The following is a 25246-nucleotide window of genomic DNA, read 5'->3' as shown; positions in this document are numbered from 1 at the left end:
ACGCTTATCCGTCTCCGGCGGTATGCCTTTATCTCACCGGCGGGTGGGCCCGAGCTGAAGTCCGTCGCCCGGGGATGATGCTGCTGATCGGTATCGCGTCAGCGTCGCGTTCATCGCGTCGGTGTGGTGCAGGCTAACTGGCGTATCGCGTCCCGGTATCCAAGCCGCCGGCGTTCGATGCAGGCCGATGCGGCGCGCGGGGTACTTGTCGACGGCACGCCCTTGCCCTACGCTTGGCCTACGGAGTTTCACCGTAGATGTGTGGGGTATGCGCCTGTCGTCCATGAGTTGTGGCTGTGCCGTCAGGCTGGCCGCGGTCACACGGATAGCCGCGTCTTGATGAAACCTCGCGGCACAACACCTGACAACAGTGATGGAGTGAGGCAAATGAGCACCGCGGCTGAAATGCTGGAAACCTACCCGCAGGATCTCGGCGGCATCGACCGTGCGGCATTGACGGCGTGCATCGAGGCGTGTATCGAATGCGCACAGGCATGTACCGCATGCGCAGATGCCTGTCTGAGTGAACAATCGGTCCAAGAGCTGACCACCTGCATTCGCACCAACCTCGATTGTGCAGATCTGTGTGAGACGACGGGTCGGGTGCTTTCGCGCCACACCGGCTACGATGCCAATCTGACCCGTTCGGTGTTGCAGGCCTGCGCCACGGCGTGTCAGTCCTGTGGCGATGAATGCGCTAGGCATGCCGAGCACCACGAGCACTGCCGAATCTGCTCCGAGGTGTGTCGGCGTTGCGGGCAGGCGTGCGAACAGCTGCTCTCATCGCTGGGCTGATCGCTGCGAAGCCTCCCGAGGGTAGCCAGCCTGCCGATGGCATCGTTGGCTTCTGTGATTCAGTATGGGCCCGGCCCGCTTCTGCGGCATGACACGCAGAGCCTGACCTGCCCCGGTTTCCTAAACGAAGTGAGCTGGCCGATCGTCCCCATGAGGAGGAATACACCAATGGCCACAGCGGAATACGCGTCTCCGGGATGACATGCGGTCACTGTGAGATGTCGGTCCGCGAGGAAGTCAGATCCCTCGGCGGCGTCAAGCATGTCGAGGTGAGCGCTGCCACCGGCGAACTGGTCGTCACCAGTGAGGAGCCCATCGCCGATGCGGCCATAATGGCGGCCGTAGACGAGTCCGGATATACCGCCGTGCGGATGACATGAGTACCGTCCAGGTAGTGTCCACAGCGGCGGCACGCCACGATGGCACACTCAGCCGAAACCAGCCCAGGTGCTGACGCGGGTGGCGCTTACTTATTGACAAGCGTCGAGAACGGCAGCTCTCTGGCACGGCTCCCCATGGCGATTCAGGGAGGCTGCAACCGCTCGAATGGCGCCGGGGGCGGGTGACGCTCCGGACGCTTCCAGCGCCCTTCGAAAGCCGCCTCGGTATCTGCAGCCGTGGCAGTTTGCCACGAACGACACGGCTATACGCGAACTTTCGGTATCTGTCTCAGGAAGTACTTTCGCTATCTACTATTTAGGTTAGTATGTGTCGGGGCGGCTGGGGCGCCGGTCCGATCTCCCTAGCTCGGGTGGCGCCTCAGTCGTTCCTTACATGCCAGCCGGCGCTGATGCGAGGGCCGTCGAGGTCACGAGAAGCATTGTCGCTCTTGCCTGTCGGTGCAAATCTGAACCGGGTCCCTTCGCCTCGAAGTTCATGCGACCGATTACTGGACGCCTTCCGCGTGCGGTGCCGCATCTGGTAAGCATGGTCGTAGAAGTACGTAGCAGCTGCGTATGCCTGCGGCGGCGTAAAGAATGGACAGGCAGTGCGAAATATCGTGATTGTGATGGCGGCGGCCGCAGCGATGATGCTGTTGGTGGGCACCGGCATACCAGCCGCGTTTGCAGCGGCGAAGTGTCCTCACATGTTCGGCTCCCAACAGCGAGTGGCTGACGCCGGTGCGCCGGTGGTGCAAGAGTGGACAGCCATCGATCTGCAGCGAGGCGCCGACCTCCTGCCTGGATATTCGGCAGTCGGCAAGCTGTGGGAGGCAGGCGTGTCGGTGAGCGCCATGAACGGAGCGGTCACACCGATCATCCCCAATTTTCAGGCCGTATCGCGTTCCGGCGTCCGGTATCCGGCGCTCTGGCAGGTGCCCAGCCCCAACGGAATCCCCAGTACGACCCTTGCAGACGGACAGACCTCGACGGGCAAACTGTACTTCGACGTCACCGCTGACGACCCTGTTGCCCTGATCTATACCACCGGCACGCCACGACCTGTGATGATGTGGTGCTGCAGCGGACCCATGCTCGACATGCAAATGGGGCCGGGCATGCAGATGGGCGATTGCCAGTGTAAGGAATCGGCAACGCCGTGTGCGTGCTGCGAACTCCAGGCGACCTAGCCGCATGGAACATTTCGTCGTCTGGCCAGAAACGAGGAGTCCCAAGGACGATCGGGGACCGTGTCGAATTATTCGCGAGCTCGAATGCCCGAGGCCTTTATATCAGCAGGGCCTGACCCGGCCTCAAGCGTCTTCTACGTGGTGGAGTATCCACGTGCCCGCCCATCGAAGCGCCGGCAACGAGAGCAGTGGTCGCGTATCGGGGCGCGACCTGGCGAGCTCAACACTCCCACGACCATCGGACTACGGAACAGCGTGGTAGCGAGCACGCGAACGCACAAGGAAACAAGACAGTAGGAGAGGTGGCCGCAGAATGCATGGCGATGACGGGTGGATGTGGCATGACGGCTGGAGCTGGGGCGGCTGGGCGTTAATGGTTATCGCGATGGTGTTGGTGTTGGCGGCGATCCTCACGGTCGTGGTGCTGGCCATGCGCTTTCTGACTCGTAACAGCACTTCCTCGCCGCCTCGTTACTCACCCTTCGGCCCGGCCGAAGATGTGCTCGCCGAACGCTACGCGCAGGGTGAATTGGATCACGACGAGTACCGTCGGCGCCTCAGCGTGCTCAGGAAACATAGAGCAGCACCATGAACGGCTTTCGTCTGGCGCTTGGGAAGTCTTTTGCCTTCGGCGAGACCGGCTGTGTTCCGATGGACTCACTATGTGCCGCATCGGCTGAAGCCAATTTCAACCATGAGTAAAAGGGGAGTTCCGCTACATCCGATAGCCCTAGTCGTGACGCTGGCAATGGCATTGACGGGTTGCTCAGGCGAAGCGGATGGACCCGCGAGACAGGAAGGCGCATCGCCCGAGCCAGCTGGCAGCGTAACCGGCTCGGTATGGGTAGCAGATGAGGACGGCGACAGCATCACGGTCATCGACGCGTCGACGAACGCCGTGATCGCCACGCTCGACGGGATCGAGGAGCCGCACAACGTTCAAATGGGCCCTGGCGGGGACACCGTGTACGCGGTCAGCGGTAGCGAAAATCTGTTGGTGGCGATCGACGCAGCGACATTTGCGGTCAAGGCAACCGCCCCAACCGGTGCAGAGCCTGCGCACGTCATCGAAGCCAACGGCAAGGTCTACGTGACCAATGCGGCAGATGGCACCGTGTCGGTGTACCGGGCCCCTGAACTGCAGCCGACCGGCCGCATCACGCTTGGCGGGATGCCGCACGGTCTGCGACCCGCCGGCGACGGCTCAATCATCGTCGTGGCCAACACCATGGCCGGCGCGCTCGATGTGATCGACCCCGCCACTGACACGCTGTTGGGCGCGGTTCCCGTGGGCGCGGGCCCGGCTCAGGTGGCCGTCACCGCCGATGGCCGCTACGCCTACACAGGAATCAGTGATCCGTCGTCGGTGGCGAAGGTGGATCTGGCTACTCGGACGGTGGTCGGTACCGTATCCGTGCCGACCCCGCCAGTCCAGGTCTTTCTGGCTCCCGATGGAGAAACCGTCGTGTCCGCAGACCAGGGCACACGCGACCAGCCGGGAAACACCGCGTCGGTGATCGACACCCATTCAATGACCGTGCGCAGCAGAGTAAACACCGGTTCCGGACCCCACGGTGTCGTTATCGATGACACAAGCACACGGGCATGGGTGACCAACAGCTACAGCGACACAGTCTCGGTTATCGAATTAGCCACGTCCTCGGTGGCGTCAACGGTTCCAACCGGCGCCGAACCCACCGGCATCAGCTATTCAATCCGCCGCCCCGCACCGGGCGCGTCCACAACCACGACATTGAAGTTGCCAGAACCGGCTACCAGCAGTCAAGAAGAGTCGCCCGACGACCATGGGCATTAGCCACAGACCACACCGACTGCAGTTTGACAGGCGTTCAAATCGGTCGCGGCCAGCGACGGGCTTGCACGCATCGCATGACCACACCACTCGCCACAGGTGGACCGACCGGAAGACATACTAACGAGGTATCAGCAGCACCGGGCATTACACCACTGCCGCACTCATCATGTGATCAAGACTCTTCATCACCGGGCTCGAAGGCTGGACTGATCACCAGCTCCCCGACGGCACCAAAGTGCTGCGCGCTCTCCGCGGGCACCTGTACGAGGCCAGCCCTCCCACGGGCCGTGTCATTCCGTCTGTGTAAGGCCGGGGTAGTCCATCAGCGGAGCGCCGTTCGGGCAGACAGTAAGGATGTTTTGCGGGCAAGACCACGTCAGGTGGCGGGTACGGCGGAACGCGCCTCGGCGATTGGCGGAGACGTTTACCGCTGAGACGCCTACCGCCGAGTTGGATTCGCTGATCAAGGATGCGGTCAAAGAGGGAACCACGATCGACGGCGCTGATGGTTTGCGAAACGAGTTGACCAAGGCCGTGCTGGAACGCGCGCTGAACTCGGAGCTGACCCATATCTTCGGGTATGAGGCCGGCGATCCGGCAGGGCCTGGCTCGGGTATTCTCGCGAACGGCACGACGCCGAAAACGGTGACCACGTTCAATGGTCGCGTCAAGATTGACTCGCCCCGCGACCGCACGGGTCGTTTGATCCGGCGATTTGCGGCGAAGAAAGACCGCCGGTTCGACAGCATCAATTCCATTGTGCTGTCGCTGTATCCGCGCGGCATAGCTACCCCCGATATCATGATGCACCTGGCCGAGGTGTACGCGTGTCGGTGTCGCGGGGAGCGGATCTCCAATTTTTACCGAGGTCGCGGTCGATGAAATCAAGGCTTTGCACTCGACACAGCGAGGGCACGATGTTCCTGCAGGACGTCGTCATCGAGCTGGGTAACCGCGGGGTTCGCTCGCCGTCTTCATCCTCGTCGGGTCGTCATTGCCTACTGAGCGCGAGCCACATCGCAAGTTCGCGCCGCGGGGCGACACGCCGGAACGTTCGTTTTCTAGATGTCCGACTCGTCCCGGATCGCAGGGGTGTGGTCGTCTTCGGAAACTGCGGCCGACGCGCTGTGGCTATGGGTGACTGCTTGCATTACCGTCGTGGCCGGTCTTGGAATGCGGAACCGGTTGGGGGGGCAGAGTCCCCAGATCCCGCCCCAGGCGGGCGCATTCCGCGGGTGTAGTGCAGGGCCGCCCCAGCACCGCTGGTACGTCGGGGTTCCCGGGGATGGCGCCTTGCGGTGTTCTGGGAACGAGGTGGGGCACACACGTCCCGGTCAACGGATCTGGTTCCTCGCCGGATACACACGGTTGCGCTGACGCGGTCGGCTCGCTGTTCACAGCCGGGACCAGGGCCAACAGGAGGAGCCCAGCAGCGGCTGCAATCCACGCCCTCACAAAAAGCCGCCGCACGGGATTGTCGATAGCCATCACGATGCTTTCTGCCGTTGAGGCCCGCTGGAAGTTTCCATTGGGTGACCTAGTACTAACAATGTCCATATTAGCGATGGTGGCGTCCCGCGCAAGGCCGTCAACGACGTCTGCGAGGCGGCCCCTCACCGGTTGCGCCCTGCTCAGACATGACGGCTTAGTCTTAGGCCTGCCAACGGCTCCGAAATGCGCCGGAACAAACTGAGCGCATCGCACCAGGTCCCGATCTCCGTACGTGTCCGTGCGCACCCTTGAGGTACTATTTGCATCATCAGTACGTGACATATCAGTACTATCTATACCAGTACTAGAGTCATTAGGGAACCTAAATAGCCGCGCCAGCCCGGCGCCTGCGCATCGACGTCCCCGACGGAGGTTGAGTAGTTGCAAAACGGGGCCGCTACGCGGGGCATTGCGATCGAGGAGACTATGCCAACACCGCACTGCGATCCGGTAAGTGCGTCGTCTCTATGAAGACAACCAGCGAAGCGTATTGCGAGATCTAACATGATGTGAGCAGGTACCTTGGGACTGGCGGTCGGTCGCCACGAGTCGAAGTTGGGCTCGCCAGTGGCCGGGCGGTTGAAGCAATGAGAGCTTTCGGCCCCGCGTGGTGATCAGAAGTCCTCTTGCCGGTGTCGCACTTCTAAGTCACAGTCGTTGTTCATACACACAGAATGCATACATCGAGGGGACGTCAGGTGATTAACAAGAGGTTGAGCATCACGCGCGTGAGCTCAGCATTGGCGGTGTTCGGCGTCATCACCTACGTGGTCTGCTTTATCTGGCGGGCTCTGGCGCACTCGACGTTTACCGACAGTGCCTTTGCCGCCGCATTTCCCGGCTTCAGCTGGAGTGTCGTCGGATTCTTGACCGGCATGGGCTGGAGCATCGTCTACAGCGTGTACGCCGGGGTGGTGTTCGTCTGGGCATATAACCTGTGCTGCCGCGTCACGATCGACCGTCGTTCGCGTGCCGAACACCAGAGCGTCCGTTAAAAGCGGCACTGTCCGGCGCAAAGCTGTTGGCTCCGCAACCGTGGTAAGCGAACCAGCAAACCACGGCGCAAGCACTAGCAACAGTCGCCCGATCAGCCCGACTCATGTGGACTTCCAACGAAATTGGAGAAGTTCTGCGCGGCCTGGCATCGTCGGATACTTCAGTACTACCGGAAACCGATCGGCACATGTAGTCCACACCCGCGGCTGGTCATTGTCGCGTGTTCGACCGCGCAAGGCTCGGGCACCGTCTTTCATTCTCGGTCGACGGCGGATTTGCTGCCCGGATACGGCTGGACCAAAGTCCTCTTCGACACTGAGCCCACCGCCCACTCTGACTGAACCGGGCAGCTGAGGCGCGGATTGGCCTGGCTTGGTGGGAGGCTCATCGTTCCACATTGGTGCTCGTCGGCTGCGGCACCTCGAAGTAATCGCAATATCGCCTCCGCTGCCCTCAATCGAGACGACGCCGAACAATTGTGCGGTGAAACAGGCAACACCATAGTCCCGCTCAACTCACGATCCAGACGATCGGTAGGTCTGCAACTGACGATGGCGGCAACGATCGACAATCTCGCCGATCTCGTCAGGATCGTCGCTGAGCACAAGTAGCTCAACGTCATCGGCCGCAACCATTCCCGGCTCAAGCAGCCGTTCGCGGATCCATCGCTGCAGTCCACTCCAGTGCGCCGATCCCGCGAGCACGACCGGAAAGTGGCGGATCTTTTCGGTTTGTATCAGAGTCAAGGCCTCGAAGAGCTCATCGAGCGTTCCAAAGCCTCCCGGAAGGACTACGAACCCGTTCGCGTAGCGGACGAACATCAGTTTGCGGACAAAGAAATACTGGAAGTGAAGCTCGAGATCGACGAAGGGATTGATGCCCTGTTCTTGGGCGAGCTCTATGCCAAGGCCGATCGAACGCACGCCAGCCTCGCGTGCGCCGCGGTTGGCGGCCTCCATAATCCCGGGTCCTCCACCCGTGATGATGTCGAAACCCAGCGCGCCCAGCCGTGCAGCCAGCGCGTGCGCCAGCTTGTAGTGCGGGTGATCCGGCGGCGTGCGCGCGGAGCCGAAAACTGACACGGCGTTCGTGACGTTCGCCAAAGCCGTAAATCCGGACGTCACTTCGTCCCGGATCCGGGTCACCCGGTCGGGGTCACCGCCGGCCAGTGCAGCGAAGTCCGGTCCCAACCAACGCAGCAGTTCCTCGTCGCAAGTCGCTGGAGGGTGCTCTATTGACTCTGGCATCGCCACACGATGGTCCCACGCGCGGCGGAAATACATCTCACCAATCGACGGAAAGTTCTCCGCGCTCCAATCAAGTGCACGCTCTCGGTATCGTCGGCGCCGCACGTGAGGGCTGATGGCGACGAGCGTGGCCGCCCGGATGGCGGTGACGGCCGCGATGTTTGAGGCCGAGATCGGCGAGGCCTGCGGCCGAAGGGTAAGCACAACGGTGGCCGGGCCGCGGTGCGTCACGGCGCCGGGAAGCGTCTACTCGCCATCGTCCATGTATCCTTCTACAACGTCTGCTGTCGGGTGATTTCGGACCGTGGCTCCGCACCCGCATGCGAAATCCGTGCAATCCGACCACGATGCTCGGTAGCTGCAGCATCGTTGAACCGATGCGAACGCGCCAAGGCGTCCACTTTGCGACGCGGAACCGGCAAGCGCCGCTGATTCGGCGGAGGCCGGCAGCAAAAGAACATCAGAGACGGAGCAGATATGACCACACAGTCGGCAAGAGTTCGGGTTGCGGTGAACGGATATGGCGTCATCGGCAAGCGGGTCGCCGACGCGGTGGCGAATCAGGAAGACATGGAACTGGTCGGTATCGCCGATGTCGACGCCGGTTGGCGAATGAGAATCGCGGAGCAAAAAGGGTTCCGAATCTTCGCCTCCCTTGACGACCGTACCGAGGCCATGCGCGATCGAGGTCTGCAAGTCGCGGGCAATCTCGACGACCTACTCCGCGATGCCGAAGTGGTAGTCGATTGCACGCCCAAACCATTGGGCGCGCAGAACGCTGAGTACTACCGCGCGCACGGGGTGAGGTTCATAGTTCAAGGCGGTGAGAAGCATGAGGTTACCGGACACTCCTTTGTTGCCGATGCGAATTACGCCAGTGCGGTAGGCCGAGAGTCCACTCGCGTCGTCTCCTGCAACACCACCTCGATCGTGCGGACGCTGATCGCGCTCAAACGCGTCGGCCTTTTGAAGAAGGCACGGGGGACGTTGATGCGGCGGGCAACTGACCCTTGGGAGAGTCACGAGGGCGGCATCATGAACACGCTGGTGCCCGAGGCCAAGATACCCAGCCATCAGGCGCCGGACGCGCAGACCGTGGATGCTGAGCTTGACGTGGTGACGATCGCGGTCAAGGTGCCGCAGACGCTCGCTCACATGCACAGCTGGTCGATTCAGCTCACCCGGAACTCCACCGCCGAAGAGGTTATCGACGCCTTCAGGCAGTCCTCGCGTATCGCGATGATCCGCGTGGACGACGGATTGACAGCGCTCAACACTGTCAAGGAATTGATGGCAGACCTCGGGCGCCCGCGTGACGATCTCTACGAGGTCGCGTTGTGGGAAGACATGGTGGCGGTGAGCGAGGGCGAAGCCTTCTACGCCTACATGGTGGACAACCAGGCCATCGTCGTTCCCGATACGATCGATGCCATACGAGCTCTGACAAGTCGCGATCAGGACCCTCAGGCGTCGATGTCGAAAACTGATGCAGCCCTTGGGATTGGTTCAAAGCTGGTGTGACGGTGCGCCGCGCTGTCACATGCGCGCCACATGGATGACCCAACCCGAAGCAATGGGCGGATGGCCGGCACCCTTTCTGGCCGACCTACCGCAACCGACCTTCCCGGACTCTCCACCTCCTGTCTTTCGTCCTTACTTTGGGAGGATTCGCCCGCGGAGAACCGCACGTTACCCCTGCTGCGGGCTGTCAACCCGATGCGCGCTACAGGGTGGAGCCGCGACCAGTTTGCGGCGCGCGTTCTATGACGAATCGCCCCGGCCCGCCGCATTCGCGAGCTTGAAAGGGAGCTTTCGACCAATCCGTAGTAGTCTTCACCTGACAGGTGCGCTTCCTCGTGGAGATTCGTTGTGTGAGTAGCTCCGATATCCTTGAGGCAGTGCACCTTTCGGGTCTACGACACCCGATCAGACCGAATTGGGTGAAAGATCGAGGTCAAGAGCCAACAACATGACTGATAGGGCGATTGGGTTGACGTGGCGCGTCCCCAAAAACCGCCGTATGCAATTTAATAGAGATGTAGATCAAGAGCTGATACCCAGTTTAGTTGCACTGCATACGTCCAGGAAAATTGTGGGGCTGCTTCCATTCCGCCATAAGCCATTAGGAACAGAAAGCGTGGAAAGTTTCTGGACTGACTATTGGGTTATTGTCCTTGCGTTTGACACGGACCCCGACATCGTTTGGCAATCGATACGCAGTTCCGCGGTACCGAGGACGTTATTGCGAGCAGAAGTTCTTCTTATTCAACCAGGCATGGATATGTACTATCCCCGAGGCGGTGGAGCCAAAAGCTCTCCTGTTTGGCACATAATGGAATACGTTGTGTCGAGATTTGAGACACGCGCCGAATATTATAGAGAGCAGTATGAGTTTTCACGACCTGTTATCACGCATTTTTGGAAAAATGACTCTGTAGAAAGGATGATTGGTTTCGAAAGGGAACGCCTCTTACAAGACGACGGTTTCCTTCCGGGGTGGGACATTATTCATATAACAGGGTTCAAACCGTCACGGTTAGGTAGGGTTGCCTGGCATCTTTTGCGATCTCTGGCCACCTTCAATGGCTATGCGGAGAGAATCGGTTACAGGTCAGCTATGGAAGTCCTCCGTTCCTGGGACAAGAAGCGAAGAAAATATCTTGTCATCGCCAGGCAAGACTATGCGCATACATTGCCACTATTTTGAAGATTGCTAATAATCCCGGAGGCTCGTGTGACCGTTTGCAGCCAGCTTGTTCGGTTCAATACGACCGATACGTTCCGATGATCATCGGGGTCAGTACATCCTTTTTCCGTGAGGGCAGAACACTTTGGTTAGGTTAGGCGTCGTCTGACTCGATACCCTAAGGGGTATCGTCGGTGTCAACCACGGTAGCGCTTCTGATGCGCGGAACGCAACGCCGACGGCGGAGAAAGTGCAGCGGGAGAACACATACGGCGCCACTCTCGGAATAACTGAAAATCCCGCGATCCGATGAACGGCTGGGCTTCGTCCAGTTGCCTACTTCGTAGCATCGGTCGCGCGTGCCTGTTGCCTAGCTAAGCTAGCTACTGGTGTGTGACTCGGATCGGACAGGGCCATTTCCCAGCGTTGGCCTGGGATCAGTGTTCGTGTGACATCTTCGAGGCAAACCCGGATCGGGCCGGTCGCACACGGATGAAGGTCCAGCACCACACGGTTGCTGCTGAGTTCGACGTCGATCGGTTGGCCGCGGTAGCGCATTTGGAAGGTGACGGCGCCGAGCTGGCGGGGCAGCAGTGGGTGAAGGCGCAGGACATCGTCACGGGTTTCGACTCCGGCGTAGCATCTGATCACCATGTCCGCGGTGCCGGCCATCGCACCCAAATGGATACCCGTGCGTGTTGTCCCGCCCTGGATGTCGGCGAGGTCGCTGTCCAATGCCTCGGTGAACAGGGACCATGAATGCGCACGGTCTGACCGAGCAAGCACCCAACTGTGCACCAGTCGGCTCAGGGTGGACCCATGGCTGGTGCGGGAAAGGTAGTAGTGCACGGTGCGGGGGATGAGTTCTGGTGGCAGCTGGTAGCCGAGGCGGGTGAAGACGGCCCGTAGTTCTTCGGCGGAGAACAAGTAGAACAGCATGAGCACATCGGCCTGTTTGGACAGTCGGTAGCAGTTGGTGCTGTCACCTTCGGCTTGCAAAATCAGGTCGAGGCGCCCGATGTTGCCATAACGTTGGCGGTAGCGGTCCCAGTCGAATTCGGCGAGGTCCTCATAGCCTTCGAACTGGCTGATGACGCCGTCATGAAACGGAATCCGCAGCCGCCGGCTGATCCGGTCCCATCGGTTCAGTTCCTCGGCGTTGACTGCGAGTCGAGACAGCGATGGGCCGCAGTCGCCCTGGTGTAGCAGGTCAATTATGTCGCGCGCTCGTGTCAGTACCCAGGATGCGAGCACGTTGGTGTAGGTGTTGTTGCGTATTCCCTCGCCGGGGGCGTTGGGGTAGCCGTCATGGAATTCGTCAGGGCCCATCACGCCGGTGATGTCGAAGCGGTCATCTGCCTTGTCATGGGTGGCAAGGTCGGCGAAGAACCGGGCGACCTCCACCACGATCTCGGCACCGTGATTGACGAGGAAATCGATATCGGCGGTGGCTTGGTAGTACTGCCATACGCTGTAAGCCAGGGCAAGGCCGACATGACGTTGCTGGTGGGAATTGTCGGGCATCCATTGCTCGTTGCGCAGATTGAACAATTCGGTGGGCGTCTCCTCGCGGCCGTCGCTTCCGCTCTGCCATGGAAACATCGCCCCTGCCAGCCCGACAGTGCGCGCGGCGGTTTGCGCCTTCGCGAGTCGGCGGTAGCGGTAGAGCAGCAGCGAGCGGGTCAGTGCGGGTCGGCGCAATGTGAGCATCGGGTAGATGAACAGTTCGTCCCAGAAGATGTGTCCGCGATAGCCCTCGCCGTGCAGGCCGCGTGCGGGTACGCCGGCGTCGAGTTCGGGGCTGGTGGCCGCCACGGTTTGCAGAGTGTGGAAGATGTGCAGGTTCAGGGCGAGTCGTTGGCGCGCTCCGGTCAGCATGCCGATGCCGAACCGGGACCACCACTGTTGCCATGTGTTGACGTGCGCGGTGAGCAGTTGGTCGAAGTGGGGTGCTTGTTGGATCCGGTCGGTGGCAGCTAACGGTGCTGTTGAGGTGCCCCGGTCGCGTGAGGTAGCGACCGCGACGACCTTTCTATGATCACCTCAGCATCGGGTTTGACGTCGAGCACGAAATCATGGCCGGCCAGCGCGGCTTCGGTGAAACCCTCTCCATCGGCCGCGGGGACCTGGCCCTGACGTAGCCGGGTTCGTGCTGCGGTAGCCAGGCTGATCCCCGACTGGTTGGTGACGGCTTCGACGACCACCGTCTTTGCGTCTGGCTGAATCACATCGACAATCGTCAGGTGGTGATGATTCAACGGCGCGTCGTCGGCGGCGTTGCTGTTGCTCACGTCGCCGTTGACCGCTGAACGCACTTGGATCTGTCCGGCCCAGTTCTCCGCCTGGATTGCGATCTCGAGAGCGGCTAGGTGTGGCGTTGCCAGCGAATGCAGCTGTCGGCTGGTGATTCGGGTAATGCGGTCGTGGTTGTCGCGGTAACGAGTGGTGCGGGTCAACACTCCATGGCGCAAATCGAGGCGTTGGTCATGACTGATCATCTCGGTGCTTCCGGGACACATGGGTTGGCCGTCGGCTACCTGGATTCTGACGTAGGTCCAATCGGGTGCGTTGACCATGTGTTCGGACTCGACGAGCCGGTCACCGATATCGCTGATCACCCTGTTGTATACGCCTGCGAAATAGGTTCCGGGATAGTGAGTTTCGTCGATAGTACTGCTCGGTGCTGAACCGCGGGTGGCCCAATAGCCGTTTCCCAAGGTGCACAGCGTTTCGCGGGTTCCCTCGTGTTCGGGATCGAAACTGTCGTAGCTGAGAAGCCAGCCACTGACTGCCGGGTCCGCTCCGCCGCACCATTGGTCGCCGGCGCCGTCCGACGGGCTGGCGGCACGCTCGGGGTCGGTACCGCTGAGCAGACCGGTCAGGTTGGCCTGGGCCACGTCGGTCACCACCACGTCCGCGCCCGATGAGGTCAGTTGCGAACGGTCGCCCGTGGTGTCCACCCCGACAATCAAGCCGATCCCCGCGGCCGCCGCAGTGCGCACACCCGCCGCATTGCGCGTCACCACGACCGTTTCCGCCGGCGTTGTGCGCAGGCGACGTGCGGCTTGTACAAACACTGCGCGGTCGGAGTTGTTACTGCGCAAAACCGGTGGGCCGTCGGTGCCCTCGACGCGCAGGGGCCACGCGTCGAGGGCAGCGGCATCCTCGAGGCTTTCGTCGGCGGGGAGCTCTTTGAGGACAACCGCGGTGGGTACGCCGGCCGAGTGGAAAGTGCGCACCAGCTTCGCCACTGATTCGTCCGCCCGGATCGCGCCGGCATCGATGATGACCGCGTGTAAGCCGCTGGCAAAGCGATTCTCATGATCCATTGCGCCCACCTATGTGTCGTGTGACTACGGCCGGGCCGGCGTTACCGCGAGGAAGAGGGTGAATACGTCGATAGGGAGGAACTCTCAATCCGCTTCCAAGAAGTCATGCGCTGCTGCTGATGGGGGCAGCCGTCGCGATGGTCTGTGCGTTGTCAGCCAACTGACGACTGGTGTCGCCCAGCACGTCTTTGGTTAGTACTATCTTCGATAGTAGGAGATCTTCTCGGCGCCCGACGTGTCAACTGCGCGTTATTCGCACGCAGTGGAAGGCGAGCCTGTGAGCGATGTCGTCCGCGTTGGCGTCTCGAAGGGAGGGGTGCGGCCGTGGCGGATGGTGGTGATCGCCATAGCGTGGGGCTCCTGCTTCCCGTTGCTGGACTGGGGTCTCGACGGTGTATCGGCGCTGTGGTTCGTCACCTGGCGCGCCATCGTGGCCGGGTTGGTGTTGTGGGCCCTTGGTGCAACGGTCAACTGGACTCCTGGGGCACCATCGCCGCAGATGAGGCTGGGTACGTGGGCGTTGATCGGCGTACTGGCACTGATGAATGTCACGGTGTCGTTTGCGGCGATGGCCACCAGCTCCACCGGCATCGCCACAGGTATGGCCACGGTGCTGGCGAATTCACAGGCGCTCCTGGTGGTCCTGCCGGCGTGGGCGCTGTTCGGCGAGCGGCCCCGAACCGCCGAAATCGCCGCGGTGGTGTTCGGGGTGGGAGGCCTGCTTATCATTGCGGTGCCCTCGGGCGGTGGCCAGGGTTACGGGCTGGCGCTGCTGGCGGCGGTAGGGGTCACGGCGGGCGCTCTGCTGGCTCGGCGGCTGACAGACGTCGATGTGCTGAAGTTGGGTTACTGGCAGTTTCTGGTCGGCGGTGCCGCTCTGGCCGTCCTCGCCGGAGTGATCGATGGGCCACCGACCGTGGGAATGTCGGCGCGCAGCTGGGTGGCGTTGTCCGTGCTGGCTGTTGGGGGCACCGCGCTGCCCTACCTGTTGTGGTTTGTCGAGCTGCGGCGCGCGTCGATCACTGCGGTGACGTCGTGGACGTTGCTGGTGCCTGTGGTGGGTTTGGCGCTGGGCGTCGTCGTGGTCGGGGAAAGGGTGGCTTTGGCCGAACTGCTGGGTGCAGCGACGGTGGTCACCGCGCTGGCGATCGTCGCCGTTGCCGGGCGCATCACGACCCGGCCGCAGCACATCAGGGGTGATGGCTGAGCCGACATCGGAGACAAACTCAGACTTGATCATGACAACGAGGAGAAGGGTCCTTAGATGGGGCAGTTAGCGAGTATGGGAGGGGACACGTCGGCCGACGACGTGGACACGAGCACCGGGGAATCCATCGCACCGCAGCCTTACACCCTGGGGGATGCTGACGGACCGCTGACTCGCGATGAGCTGAACCTGGTCGATGCGTGGTGGCGTGCGGCGAACTACCTGTCGGTAGGGCAGATCTATCTGTTGGACAATCCTCTGGCGCGTGAGCCGCTGCAGCCCGACCACATCAAGCCACGTCTGCTCGGTCACTTCGGCACCGTGCCCGGACTGAATTTGGTGTGGGCACACGCCAATAGGCAGATAATTCGCCGTGAGCTGAGCGCCTTGTTTGTTGCCGGGCCCGGGCATGGTGGTCCGGGGCCCAACGCGTGCGCGTGGTTGGAAGGCACCTATTCCGAGCTCTACAGCCACATCCCGCAGGATCTCGCCGGGATGAAGGCGTTCTTCACCCAATTCTCGTATCCAGGGGGCGTTCCGAGCCATTGTGCGCCGGAGACGCCGGGTTCGATCCATGAGGGCGGTGAGTTGGGTTATTCGTTGTTTCATGCGTTCGGGGCAGCGCTGGACAATCCTGACTTGACGGTCTTTTGCGTCGTCGGTGATGGTGAAGCCGAAACCGCGCCGCTGGCGACCAGTTGGCACGCGCACACGTTCTTGAATCCGGTCCGCGACGGCACGGTAATACCGGTTCTCGCGCTGAACGAGTACAAAATCGCCAACCCCACCATCTTCGCCCGTATGCCCGAATCTCGACTGTTGGAATTGTTGCGCGGATACGGCTATGACCCACATGTGGTCAGCGGTGATGATCCCGCGGCGGTGCATCAAGCGATGGCCGCGGCTCTGGATGCCTGTCTGAACCAGGTCGCACAGATCAAAGAGTCGGCCCGGTTGAATACCGATCGGCCCTCCGACCGGCGCTGGCCCATGATTGTGTTGCGCACGCCGAAGGGCTGGACATGTCCGCCCATGGTTGACGGGCAGCAGGTCGAGGGTACGTTTCGTTCCCACCAGGTGCCCCTGCCGGCCGCCCGCACCGATACCCGACACCGCGAGGTGCTCCGAGAGTGGTTGCAGTCGTACCGTCCGGAGGAGCTTTTCGACGAAGCTGGGCGCCCGGTGGCCGCGCTGTCGGAGCTGGTGCCTGACGGTGATCGGCGAATGAGCGCCAATCCGGTGAGCAACGGCGGAACTCAGTTGCGCGATCTGCTGCTGCCCGACTGGCGCGAGTACAGTGTCGAGGTTTCGGCTCCGGGGGCCACCTCGCACGAGGCCACCCGGGTGTTGGGCCGGTGGCTTCGCGATGTGACCGACTGGAATCGCTCGAACTTTTTGACCTTCGCGCCTGATGAATTGGCCAGCAACCGGCTGCAGGACATTCTGGAGGTGACCGGCCGTAATTGGCAGGCCGATATCGGCGAGTTCGACGAAGGGCTCGATCCGCACGGCCGAGTGATCGAGGTGCTGTCCGAACACATGTGCCAAGGGCTGCTGGAAGGGTACCTGCTGACCGGCCGACACGGCGTCTTCACCTGCTATGAGGCGTTCATCCACATCGTCGACTCCATGTACAACCAGCACGCCAAGTGGCTGCAAGCCAGCATGGCTGTGCCATGGCGCCGCCCCATCGCCAGCCTCAACTACCTACTGTCATCACATGTTTGGCGGCAGGACCACAACGGTTTCACTCACCAGGACCCAGGCTTCCTTGATGTGGTGATGAACAAAAGACCCGAGATCGTGCGGGTCTACCTGCCCCCCGACGCCAACACCTTGCTCTCGACCTATGACCACTGCCTGCGCTCACGGCACTACGTCAACGTGGTCGTCGCGGGCAAACAACCACAAGCCAATTGGCTGTCGGCGACCGACGCGGCCCTGCACTGCGCGCGTGGGGCGGGGACCTGGTCGTGGGCCGGCAACAACGATGTTGTGGGAACCGTGCCCGATGTCGTACTCGCCTGCGCTGGTGACATCCCAACACTGGAAACCCTTGCCGCCGCATCGATCCTCCGGGACCGCCTCCCAGATTTGCGGGTTCGTGTGGTCAATGTCGTGGACCTGATGCGACTGCTGCCCGAAGACAAACATCCCCACGGCCTGCCCGACTACGAATTCGACAGCCTGTTCACCGAAAGCAGTCCGGTGATCTTCGCCTTCCACGGCTATCCGTGGCTGGTTCACCGACTCACCTACAGCCGAACCAACCACAAGAACCTCCATGTACGCGGTTACAAGGAAAGAGGCACCACCACAACACCCTTCGACATGGTGATGCTCAACGACCTGGACCGGTACCACTTGGTCATCGATGTCATCGACCGTGTTCCCGCACTAGGCACCCGGGCCGCCGGGCTGCGCCAGGAAATGGCCGATGCTCGCCTTCGGGCGAGGACATGGACCCGGCAGTACGGCGCCGACATTCCCGACGTCGCCGAATGGACCTGGCCAGGGTAAGAGTGTGGAACACTCGTCGGTGGGGCCGGGGCCTCACTCATTTAAAGCCGGGCCTGACGTGGCTGTCAGGGGCGGCGTTGGTAGCTGTCGCGTGGACGTGGTGGCTATGGGCAACCTGAGGGTGAACGTGGCGCCGGCGCCTGGACCTGGCTGGTTGCGGGGGTAAGCCCCCTGGGGTGGTTGGATTTCGAGGCTGAGACCGAATGGGCTCGGACGCTACCAAGCTTTTGCGCCGTGGTACCCCGCGGTGTGCAGATGCACATGAAATGCACCCGGCAGCGCTGCCATGATGAGTCGGTGAACTGTTGGGCCACAGCGGCTTTCAGCCCGGCGTGGGCATTGCAGATGACCAGATGCACCCCGGCCAGGCCGCGGGCGCGCAGCGAGGCCAAAAACTCGCGCCAGAACTCGTAGGACTCACTGTCACCCACCGCGGTACTCAACACTTCACGCGTGCCCTCGGGGCAGCGACGTCGGCGGGGTCGGTGTGGGCGAAAACCGTCTTGACCGCCGCGGTCACCGCTGGGGCGTGTTTAGCCGATACCGCCAACCATGCGACATTGAATGCTCGATGTGCGGTCATAATTACTCGGCCATCCAACGCACTCCGAACAAGCGGCCGGCGTCGTCGACGCCGGTGATCAGGATGCACATACAACCCGGGGACGGCCTGCGCCGAAGTCAGCGCAACGGTCAACTGCAGCTTTGTGTTCCGTTGGTTGCGATCACTTCGGCGCGGTGGACCCCAAGCGGTCGATCATGGCGGCCGCGGCCGCGGCGATAGCCTCGCCGAAAACAACCAGTGGTGACCGCACACGTTTGCGCCAACTCCGGTCAGTTGTGTCTGTCACCGACAGTGTCGGCTGTTCGTCGCTGCCACATCTCTGGTGTCGTCGACAGATTCACGTTGGGCAGAATGTCAGGTTGTCTCTGCGGCTGTGGTCGACAACCGAATCAAGCCAATGAATTTCGTCCTGAAGGACATGCGGACACAGAAGCGGCTTTCACCGCTACGGCGCGGAGGGTCGGGTAGGACGGGGGAGGACGCGAATTTCACCGCCACCACGGCAAACCACCGCCGGATCCGGGACGAACGTCCAAAGCCCTATGCCTCGGCCTGCGCCGCCACCAGGGGCGCGGGCGCTGCCCGGATACGATTGGACGAAGGTGGTCTTGGATACCGGCCTCACCGCACAATTCGACCAGATCGGCCCGCTGTTGATTGGCCTCCTGGCTCGCCGGGTTAGTCATTGCCGCAGCGGTCATCCTCGCCCGCCGCAGCACGTCGCCGTAACACGACAGAACAGTCGCTGCAGTCGCTTGAGCATAAGTGCGAGAAACCCGTTCAGCGATGATCTCCGGGGGCGCGATATCTCTTTCGGTGATCTCGCATGGATGCCGCGCTCATCATCGCCTGCGAACGGCCCAGCGAGAAGGCGTGGGATGTTATCGAGCCGCCTCAGCGGCACCGCCTGGGGAGCGAAGTACCGCGTACACCTCGCAGTGTCCTCACCCACCGCATGCAACGTTGCCGGCGCTTCGGTGTCGCCATCGTCTGCCAATTCAAACAGTATTAGACGAGGGGCGAATGTCGCTGGCCGGCATGCGCCGGCATTGCGCCCCGTCGGGCACAGCCGGGGACTTTGGTCGGTTGCGATAGAGCCCAATTGGCCCGCCGGTAGTGGACGTTGTGCTGTTCGCGCGCCCCGGTGGGTAGCGCAAAATCGACACCGTAGCACCGATGAAAGGATTCCCGATGAAGACTCAGCACGCTCTTTGGTATGGCGCTGCGGTCGTCGCCGTCGCGTTGGCCGCGATCGTCTTGGGCGCTCCGGCGTCGCTTGTCCTGCTGGCCCTGCTCTTGCTGGCATGCCCGGTGATGATGATGTTCATGATGGGCGGAATGGGCGGCGGCCATGGCCATGGCCATGGTTCCGATCGTGAGTCCACCGACAGCCACGTTCATCGCGACTCCGCCGGGCGGCCATAACCACCAAAGACACCGCGGATCAGACGCAGCGCGAGGGCCGATGCAACCGGCAAGTCGGAAGACATGCTGATCAACCGTGACGAGCGAAGCATGGTTGTCGCCGTTTTCGGCGCGCATGGAGGCTTGCGCGGGATCGCCTGGTGCACGCGCCAGCCACGCCACTGACGGTAAGGGCGTTGTGGACCCAATCCGTCGCCGCAAAGCCGATGCGTCAAACGTTTTCACGCCGCACACCGAACCGCCATCGGGCGCACCGTCGCACCGAACGCCGGTGAGGCCCTGTTCGAAGCGGTCTCCGCGCGGGTGCGCACGCTGCCCGACGGGCAGCGGCCCAATCTCGTGGTGTTCGGGGAAAGCCTCGGTTCCTTCGGCGCCGAGGCGGCGTTCTCGTCGCTGAACAACCTCATCGCCCGCACGGATGGGGCGGTGTTTTCCGGCCCGACGTTCAACAACACGATGTGGACAGGGCTGACCGAGGACCGCGACGCGGATTCACCGCAGTGGCTGCCGGTCTACCAGCGCGGCCAGAACGTGCGGTTCGCTGCCCGCGCTGCAGATCTCTCCCGGCCCGACGCCGGGTGGGATCACCCGCGCATCGTTTATCTGCAGCACCCCTCCGATCCCATCGCCTGGTGGGATCCCGATCTGGCGTTGCGCAAACCGGATTGGCTCAAAGAGGACCGCGGCCATGACGTGTTGGCGAGCGTGCAGTGCAGTGGATTCCGGTGGTGACATTCCTGCAGTCGCCGCGGACATGGCCGTGGCGACCGGGGTCCCCGACGGCCACGGCCACCGCTGCGTCAAAGACCTTGTGACGCTTGGGCGTTGGTCTTGCAGACCACCGGCATGGACCGCCGACAAAACCGAGCGCTTACGCGCGATGATCCAGGCGCCCCAATAGCCCAGCCGACGTGGCACCGTCGGGGCCCAGCGGTTTTGACGAACTCCCCGCGGTTTGAAAAGGGCCTTCTACCCTCGATTTCGTGTCCTAGTACCACTGCGTTGACGCCCCAGCGGCCTCCAGTCTTGAGTGTGGGGGACAGGCGCGAAGGATTCGGGAGTGGCCGTGAACGAACACATGGTGGCGTTGGACGTGATCCAGGATGCGCTGGAGTTGGCGGTGCGGGCGCCGTCGCTGCATAACAGTCAACCCTGGCGATGGGTGCTACACGACGGGGTGCTTGATCTGCATGCGGATCCCTCCCGTATCGGTCACGGCAGCGACCACACCGGGAAGGAGGTGCTGCTCAGTTGTGGTGCCGTGTTGGATCATTTACGGGTGGCCATGGCCGCGGCGGGCTGGGACAGCCTCACCGAGCGCTTCCCCAACCCGAACGATCGCGATCACCTGGCAACAGTTGAGTTCGCGCGTGCGGTGTTCGTCACCGATGCCCAACGCGGCCGCGCGGCGGCCATCGCCCACCGGCGCACCGATCGGCTTGCGTTCGCGGTCCCCGCGGGCTGGGAGGCGTTTGAAACCGTGTTGCGCGCAACGGTCATCGGCAACGGCACGCATCTGGATGTCCTCGACGCGGATGCCCGCTCCCAATTGGCACACGCGTCGCGGCTCACTGAGCAGTTGCGACGCTACGATGCGTCCTACCACGCCGAATTAGCATGGTGGACAACACAACCGCCATCCACACAGGGCATCCCGCCGACCGCGTTGGCCTCCGGCGCTGAATCGGCTCGGGTGGATGTGGGGCGGGCATTTCCTGTCCGCGGCGAGACCAACCGGCGCGCCGACATCGATCGCGATGACGCCAAGATTCTGGTGTTGTCCACCTACGATGACAGCCGCGACTCCGTGCTGGTCTGCGGCGAAGTGCTCTCCGTCGTGCTGCTGGAGGCCACCATGGCCGATCTGGGCACCTGCACCCTGACACACATGATCGAAGCGGCCGCCAGCCGCGAAATCGTGCGCCGCCTCACCAGACGAACCGCCGAGCCGCAGGTGTTGATCCGAATCGGCAGCGCGCCGCCAATCGATCCGCCGGCAACTCCCACACCGCGGCGGCCGCTAACCGACGTGCTCGAAATCGGCCCCTAGCCTCCCCTAGCCTCGATCTACGTTAAGGGCTCAGTTGTTGGGGGTTGGGTCGGTTGTGTCGGGTGCGGTGGACTGGGCGTGGGTGGTCCTCGGCGCTGTGTCGCTGATTCTCCTGTGTCCTTGGTGGTGGGGTTGCTGGTGGTGGATTCAGTTGAGCGCGGCGAGGTTTCGTTGTCCGTTGATCAGCAGCTCTGACCAGGGCCATCGTCGGCTCAGGCGCAGGATGTGGCGGCGGCCGGTGGTGATGATCCGCCCGGCCAGGCTCAGTAGCCGCAGGCGTAATCGTTTGGGTTCCCAGCTGCGGGGGGCGGGCCAGGCCAGCAATTGGGTCCAGGTCAGCAGCTCGTAGGCCAGGGCGGCGAGATCGAGCCAGATCTCGTTCTTGCCGAAGGACTGTAGTGTTATCTATCTAGAGCTGGTTATCGGTTGTCCACTACGTGCATGACGGAACTTGCAAATCCCGGATTCCGCGTCCATGAAACGGCAATGCCCGCGAACATGATCGGCTCTACACGGATTGCGTGCGCCTTGATTTTTCGAGCGCCGGCGCGGACCATTACGCCATCGACTTGAGCTTGTGCGGATGATGCCACAATCGGACGCAATCCGGCGACGTCCCGAAAGATTCGAGTAGCGGGACGCTATCGTACTATGGCGGTCAGTAGACGTTGAGAGTACCGATTCAACCGAGCGCGCAGGGTTGACCGGTGAATACCTGCATTAGTTTCATCCCACCTACTTGCTGTCAGGAGCTGTGATGTCCAACCCAGAGAAGGGACACGTCGGCCCACATCCGAGATCCGCCAGATACGAGCATGCCACCCAGGCACAGAGCCCAGCGCCTAGCGACGAAGATCCCCACGCTGGGCACGGAGAGCATCTGGCTTACATCGGACAAGATGGCCAGGCCGGACATGACGGTCATGATCGACATGCCGGCCATGGCGCGCACGGGGAGATGTTTCGCCGGCGGTTCTGGTTCAGCCTGGTTCTGTCGGTACCGGTGGTGGTGTTCAGCCACATGATCGCCGAACTGTTCGGCTACACCCGGCCGGACTTTCCGGGCATGACATGGATCGCCCCGATTCTGGGCACGGTGATCTTTGTCTACGGTGGCATGCCGTTTCTCACCGGCGGCTGGGCCGAGCTGAAATCGCGTCGTCCCGGGATGATGCTGCTCATCGCGATGGCGATCAGCGTCGCGTTCGTCGCCTCGTGGGTCACCACTCTGGGGATCGGGGGTTTCAACCTGGACTTCTGGTGGGAACTGGCGTTGCTGATCGTCATCATGCTGCTGGGGCATTGGCTGGAGATGCGGGCCTTGGGTTCAGCATCGGGGGCGCTGGACGCATTGGCGGCGATGTTGCCCGACACCGCCGAGAAGGTCACCGACGACGGAGTCCGCGAGGTCCCTCTCTCAGAGCTGGGGCTAGGCGATGTGGTGCTGGTGCGTGCCGGCGCCCGGGTGCCAGCCGACGGCGCCGTCACCGACGGCCGCGCCGAGGTTGACGAGTCGATGATCACCGGCGAGTCCAAGCCGGTGACCCGCCAGGTCGGCGATACCGTGGTGGCCGGCACCGTGGCCACCGACAGCGCTCTGCGGGTGCAGATCACCGCGGTCGGCGATGACACCGCCCTGGCCGGTATTCAGCGTATGGTCGCCGCCGCGCAGGCTTCGTCTTCGCGGGCGCAGGCACTCGCCGACAAGGCCGCCGCGTTTCTGTTCTATTTCGCCGCCGTCACCGGTGTGATCACCTTCGCGGTGTGGACGTTGTTGGGCAACCTCGACTATGCGGTGACCCGCATGGTCACCGTCCTGGTCATCGCGTGTCCACATGCGCTCGGGCTGGCGATTCCGCTGGTCATCGCGATCTCCACTGAACGCGCCGCCCGCGCCGGGGTGCTAGTCAAGGATCGGCTGGCGCTGGAACGGATGCGCACGGTCGATGTGGTGCTTTTCGACAAGACCGGCACCTTGACCGAGGGGCGACATCAGGTCACCGGCACCGTTGCCACCGCCGGGATCAGCGAAGAGCGACTGCTCGCGCTGGCCGCCGCGGTCGAGTCCGACAGTGAGCATCCGGTCGCCCGGGCCATCGTGGCCGCGGCCCAATCACGAGTGCCGTCCAGTGAGCGGGTTGTCGCTAGCGACTTCCGGTCCCTGCCCGGCCGGGGGGTGCGGGCCAGCGTCGACGGGCTGGATGTTTCTGTCGGTGGCCCGGCCATGCTGGCTGACCTGCGACTGTCGGTCCCCGATGATGTCAGCGCGATGACCGGGGGGTGGGTGCAGCGTGGCGCGTCGGTGCTGCACATCGCCCGCGATAACCAGGTGCTGGGCGCGGTGGCGCTCGAGGACGCCGTCCGGGAGGAATCGCGTCAGGCGATCGATGCGTTGCACGCACGAAACGTCAAGGTTGCGCTGATCACCGGCGATGCCCAACAGGTCGCCGACGCGGTCGCCGCCGATCTGGGCATCGATGAGGTGTTCGCCGAGGTGCTGCCCGAACACAAGGACGCCAAGGTCGCCGAACTGCAAAACCGCGGGCACCGGGTGGCGATGGTCGGCGACGGCGTCAACGATGCACCGGCGTTGGCCCGCGCCGACGTCGGCGTGGCCATCGGCGCCGGTACCGATGTCGCGATCGAATCCGCCGGGGTGGTGCTGGCAGCCAACGACCCGCGCGCAGTGCTGTCGATCATCGAGCTGTCCCACGCCAGCTACCGCAAGATGTGGCAGAACCTGGTGTGGGCGACCGGATACAACATCATCGCCGTACCGTTGGCCGCCGGTGTACTCGCTCCGATCGGGGTGGTGCTGCCGCCTGCCGCGGCGGCGGTGCTCATGTCGGTCTCGACGATCGTCGTCGCGCTCAACGCCCAACTGTTGCGCCGCCTCGATCTGGACCCCGCCCACTTGGCCCACACCCGACAAGCCACTCGCCACATCCGCGCCGACAGAGGTGCATCAGTCAGTACCGATACCTAGAAGATCCTTTCGTGGCCGAACGCGTCGCTGTCGCGGTGTTGATGCTGGCGGCCTGCGGAACCGCCCCGCCGCCGCGCGCCGATTGCGATGCCCCGACATCGATCGCGGTCCCGTCGGCCCGCTACAGCATTGGTGCCGCCGCTGCTGCACCTCGACGCGAGGGGAACGGTGTTGGCCGGCACCCACACCGGAACGTGCTGCATCGCAGGCAGGGCGGGCACCGGACTCTGCAAGCGTGGCCTACCAGCGAACCTGCCCTACTTCCCACGCGTCTCGTAAGGCAGATTCTCACTTCTAGTTTCGTCAGCACAAGCATCGTTGTCGCGCATCCAATTCGGCGGTCGACTTCGCTGAGCATTCGAGCGCCTGCCCATCGGCGGCCCTGCGGACGGAATGCTGTGCCGACTTGCGGAGACGGTCACCGCGACGGTGCTTCAAATATGGGCGGCTCGCTTGCCCAACTTTGGGTGTTTGTGCGTGACGAGTCGCTGCTGCAGTGTGCACAGTCGGGACTGCCCCCAGTTTGGTTGACTCCTGACCTGTGAGGATTCGTCCTTGCTGGA

The 25246-nt window shown here is 62.6% G+C and carries 17 protein-coding genes and 2 pseudogenes; 14 read left to right on the top strand and 5 right to left on the bottom strand.

The window, feature by feature from the left end; all coding sequences use genetic code 11:
- The first annotated feature begins 387 nt into the window (after positions 1-387).
- From M1248_RS20590 to M1248_RS20560, 7 genes are all read left to right on the top strand, one after another.
- On the top strand, positions 388-795 hold the full coding sequence (locus M1248_RS20590; protein WP_067393773.1) for a four-helix bundle copper-binding protein: 408 nt from the start codon (positions 388-390) through the stop codon (positions 793-795).
- 197 nt (positions 796-992) lie between these two features.
- Positions 993-1175, top strand: a complete 183-nt coding sequence (locus tag M1248_RS20585) for a heavy-metal-associated domain-containing protein (RefSeq protein WP_067393770.1) — start codon at positions 993-995, stop codon at positions 1173-1175.
- Between the two features lie 629 nt (positions 1176-1804).
- Complete coding sequence (locus M1248_RS20580; protein WP_067393767.1) at positions 1805-2365, top strand: DUF1942 domain-containing protein; 561 nt, start codon at positions 1805-1807, stop codon at positions 2363-2365.
- Positions 2366-2678: 313 nt separating this feature from the next.
- The gene (locus M1248_RS20575; protein WP_115326485.1) at positions 2679-2957 is read left to right on the top strand and encodes an SHOCT domain-containing protein; all 279 of its coding nucleotides are present in this window, start codon (positions 2679-2681) and stop codon (positions 2955-2957) included.
- Positions 2958-3101: 144 nt separating this feature from the next.
- The gene (locus M1248_RS20570) at positions 3102-4181 is read left to right on the top strand and encodes a hypothetical protein (RefSeq protein WP_317149569.1); all 1080 of its coding nucleotides are present in this window, start codon (positions 3102-3104) and stop codon (positions 4179-4181) included.
- A gap of 411 nt (positions 4182-4592) precedes the next feature.
- A complete protein-coding gene (locus M1248_RS20565) occupies positions 4593-5063 on the top strand; it encodes a transposase (protein WP_317149568.1) in 471 nt (156 codons plus the stop codon).
- Positions 5064-6400: 1337 nt separating this feature from the next.
- Positions 6401-6667, top strand: coding sequence for a hypothetical protein (locus M1248_RS20560; protein ID WP_234787752.1), 267 nt, complete (start codon positions 6401-6403; stop codon positions 6665-6667).
- Positions 6668-7183: 516 nt separating this feature from the next.
- On the opposite strand, the gene M1248_RS20555 is transcribed toward M1248_RS20560, so the two are convergent.
- Positions 7184-7771 (bottom strand): TIGR00730 family Rossman fold protein, encoded by a 588-nt coding sequence (locus M1248_RS20555; RefSeq protein ID WP_317149567.1) that lies wholly within the window; start codon positions 7769-7771, stop codon positions 7184-7186.
- A 621-nt stretch (positions 7772-8392) separates the two neighbouring features.
- Here M1248_RS20555 and M1248_RS20545 point away from each other — a divergent pair.
- Positions 8393-9436, top strand: coding sequence for a type II glyceraldehyde-3-phosphate dehydrogenase (locus tag M1248_RS20545; protein WP_067393754.1), 1044 nt, complete (start codon positions 8393-8395; stop codon positions 9434-9436).
- 1501 nt (positions 9437-10937) lie between these two features.
- Here the strand turns inward: M1248_RS20545 and M1248_RS20540 are convergent.
- On the bottom strand, positions 10938-12479 hold the full coding sequence (locus tag M1248_RS20540; RefSeq protein WP_317149566.1) for a glycosyl hydrolase family 65 protein: 1542 nt from the start codon (positions 12477-12479) through the stop codon (positions 10938-10940).
- A 98-nt stretch (positions 12480-12577) separates the two neighbouring features.
- Complete coding sequence (locus tag M1248_RS20535) at positions 12578-13930, bottom strand: hypothetical protein (RefSeq protein WP_317149565.1); 1353 nt, start codon at positions 13928-13930, stop codon at positions 12578-12580.
- Positions 13931-14207: 277 nt separating this feature from the next.
- Here M1248_RS20535 and M1248_RS20530 point away from each other — a divergent pair, with 277 nt between their 5' ends.
- A complete protein-coding gene (locus M1248_RS20530) occupies positions 14208-15137 on the top strand; it encodes a DMT family transporter (RefSeq protein WP_240630870.1) in 930 nt (309 codons plus the stop codon).
- Positions 15138-15194: 57 nt separating this feature from the next.
- Positions 15195-17657, top strand: coding sequence for a phosphoketolase (locus tag M1248_RS20525; protein ID WP_084377786.1), 2463 nt, complete (start codon positions 15195-15197; stop codon positions 17655-17657).
- A gap of 260 nt (positions 17658-17917) precedes the next feature.
- Here M1248_RS20525 and M1248_RS20520 read toward each other — a convergent pair.
- Positions 17918-18118: pseudogene (locus M1248_RS20520) on the bottom strand (transposase); the annotation flags it as partial.
- 1295 nt (positions 18119-19413) lie between these two features.
- On the opposite strand from M1248_RS20520, the gene M1248_RS20515 reads away from it, so the two are divergent.
- The 3 genes and pseudogenes from M1248_RS20515 (at position 19414) to M1248_RS20505 (ending at position 21697) form a co-directional block, all read left to right on the top strand.
- On the top strand, positions 19414-19647 hold the full coding sequence (locus tag M1248_RS20515; RefSeq protein ID WP_112557616.1) for a DUF2933 domain-containing protein: 234 nt from the start codon (positions 19414-19416) through the stop codon (positions 19645-19647).
- A 258-nt stretch (positions 19648-19905) separates the two neighbouring features.
- A pseudogene (locus tag M1248_RS20510) lies at positions 19906-20548 on the top strand (alpha/beta-hydrolase family protein); the annotation flags it as partial.
- A 165-nt stretch (positions 20549-20713) separates the two neighbouring features.
- Positions 20714-21697, top strand: coding sequence for an Acg family FMN-binding oxidoreductase (locus M1248_RS20505; RefSeq protein WP_317149622.1), 984 nt, complete (start codon positions 20714-20716; stop codon positions 21695-21697).
- Between the two features lie 147 nt (positions 21698-21844).
- Here M1248_RS20505 and M1248_RS20500 read toward each other — a convergent pair whose 3' ends face one another.
- Entirely contained in the window at positions 21845-22102 is a 258-nt protein-coding gene (locus M1248_RS20500; protein WP_371413067.1) for a transposase, read from the bottom strand.
- A gap of 352 nt (positions 22103-22454) precedes the next feature.
- Between M1248_RS20500 and M1248_RS20495 the strand changes: the two genes are divergently transcribed.
- Positions 22455-24683, top strand: coding sequence for a heavy metal translocating P-type ATPase (locus M1248_RS20495; protein ID WP_112557559.1), 2229 nt, complete (start codon positions 22455-22457; stop codon positions 24681-24683).
- Positions 24684-25246 lie beyond the last annotated feature (563 nt).

Source organism: Mycobacterium sp. 29Ha (assembly GCF_032883055.1).
GTDB classification, from domain to species: Bacteria; Actinomycetota; Actinomycetes; order Mycobacteriales; family Mycobacteriaceae; genus Mycobacterium; species Mycobacterium gallinarum.
This window is presented reverse-complemented; position numbering and strand designations above follow the sequence as displayed.